The following is a 1,678-nucleotide window of genomic DNA, read 5'->3' on the forward strand; positions in this document are numbered from 1 at the left end:
AGATGTGCATAAGAGACAGCGTACTCGCCGACCGTGCGCGGGAGCGGCTCCTGCCGGATCAGCGGCATGCCGTCGGTGGGGGTGGGCGGGTCGGTGCGACGCCTGCGGTGCCGGGCGTGTCCGGAGTCCGCTCGCGCGCCCCGGTCGTCGGCCCCGGGTGGCTCATGCGACTGCACGAGGCGCATCCTGCCAAGCCGGTGAACGCATGGTGTGCGCCGTCACCCGGACGTGCCGCCGGAATCCCCCGGACGATCCGCGCCGGCCCACCGCGCGGTCACGGCTCGTCGACGGTCCGGGCGGAACGGGCCCCGTCCAGCACGGCCGTGACGATCTGCCCGACGGCGGCGGTGGCGTCCACGGTCACGGCGGGCTCGTCGTCGGCGGGCGGCTCGAGGTCGGCGAGCTGCGAGTCCAGCAGCGTGGCCGGCATGTACTCGTGGTGGCGGCTCTCGACCCGCGCTCGCAGCACCAGCTCGTTCGCGGCCAGGTGCACGAAGCACACCGACGGGTGGCCGTCGCGCAGCAGGTCGCGGTAGCGCCGGCGCAGCGCCGAGCAGGTGATCACCGTGCTGCGCCCGGCCGCCTCCTGCTCGCCGATCCAGTCCGCGATCCGGTGCAGCCAGGGCCAGCGGTCGTCGTCGTCGAGCGGGATGCCGGCGGCCATCTTGGCCCGGTTGGCCTCGGGGTGCAGGTCGTCGCCCTCGGTGTAGGGCCACCCGGTGCGCTCGGCCAGCGCCGTCGCGACGGTCGTCTTCCCCACCCCGGACACGCCCATCACGATCAGTGTCGTCGTCGCCGTCATACCCGCATGCTTCCCGACCGCCGCCCGCTCGGCGCACCCGGCTTGCGCCCGAGTTCGAACTGGTGTTCGAATGAGTGGGTGCGGTGGAGCGGACAGCAGGTGCGGGACGAGGGTATCGGCGACGACGCGGCGTTGCCCGGGCTACGGGGGCTGCTGCGCTCGGTGCGCACGCCGGACTTCGCCGGCACGGTGTTCCACGAGGTGGAGGCCCGCTCGGCGCTGAACCGGGTCCCGGGGACGTCGCAGGTCCCGTTCTCCTGGACGGTCAACCCGTACCGCGGCTGCACCCACGCCTGCGTCTACTGCCTGTCCGGCGACACGCCGGTGCGGCTCGCCGACGGCGGGTCCCGCCCGATCGCCGAGCTGCGGGTGGGCGACGAGGTGCTCGGCACCGAACCCGACGGTCCCGGCGGGCGCCGGCGCTACGTGCGGACCTCCGTGCTGGCGCACTGGTCGACCCGGCGCCGCGCATACCGGGTCTCGCTCACCGACGGCACCGCGATCGTCACCAGCGCCGAGCATCGGTTCCTCTCCGACGAGCACGGCCCGTCCGACGCCGGCTGGCGGCACGTGACGCCGGGCTGGTGTCGCAGTGGGCGGCGTCCGCACCTGCGGGCCGGGACGGTGCTGCGCGGGCCCGGGCCGGCGCCGTCGTCGCCGCGGGGCTCGGCCGGCTACGGCTCCGGGTACCTGTGCGGGCTGGTCCGTGCCGACGCGGCGCGGACCCGGGCGACGGCGGAGCCGTTCCCGTCGGAGTGGGTGGAGCTGGAGGCGCTGGCGCGGGCCCATCACCTGCTCGCCGGGCTGCCGGCGGACGGGCCGGAGCCGGCCTCGGCGCCGTCGGTGCACTCCGCCACGACGTCGATGTCGGGCTCC

At 75.4% G+C, this 1,678-nt stretch carries 1 protein-coding gene and 1 pseudogene; one reads left to right on the forward strand and one right to left on the reverse strand.

Features of this window, described 5'->3' with window-relative positions:
- Nucleotides 1-274 precede the first annotated feature (274 nt).
- Nucleotides 275-802, reverse strand: a complete 528-nt coding sequence (locus tag I4I78_RS32305) for a gluconokinase (RefSeq protein ID WP_218615300.1) — start codon at nt 800-802, stop codon at nt 275-277.
- A gap of 99 nt (nt 803-901) precedes the next feature.
- On the opposite strand from I4I78_RS32305, the pseudogene I4I78_RS32310 reads away from it, so the two are divergent.
- Nucleotides 902-1,678: pseudogene (locus I4I78_RS32310) on the forward strand (hypothetical protein); the annotation flags it as partial.

The organism is Pseudonocardia sp. KRD291 (genome assembly GCF_019263595.1).
Taxonomy (GTDB): domain Bacteria; phylum Actinomycetota; class Actinomycetes; order Mycobacteriales; family Pseudonocardiaceae; genus Pseudonocardia.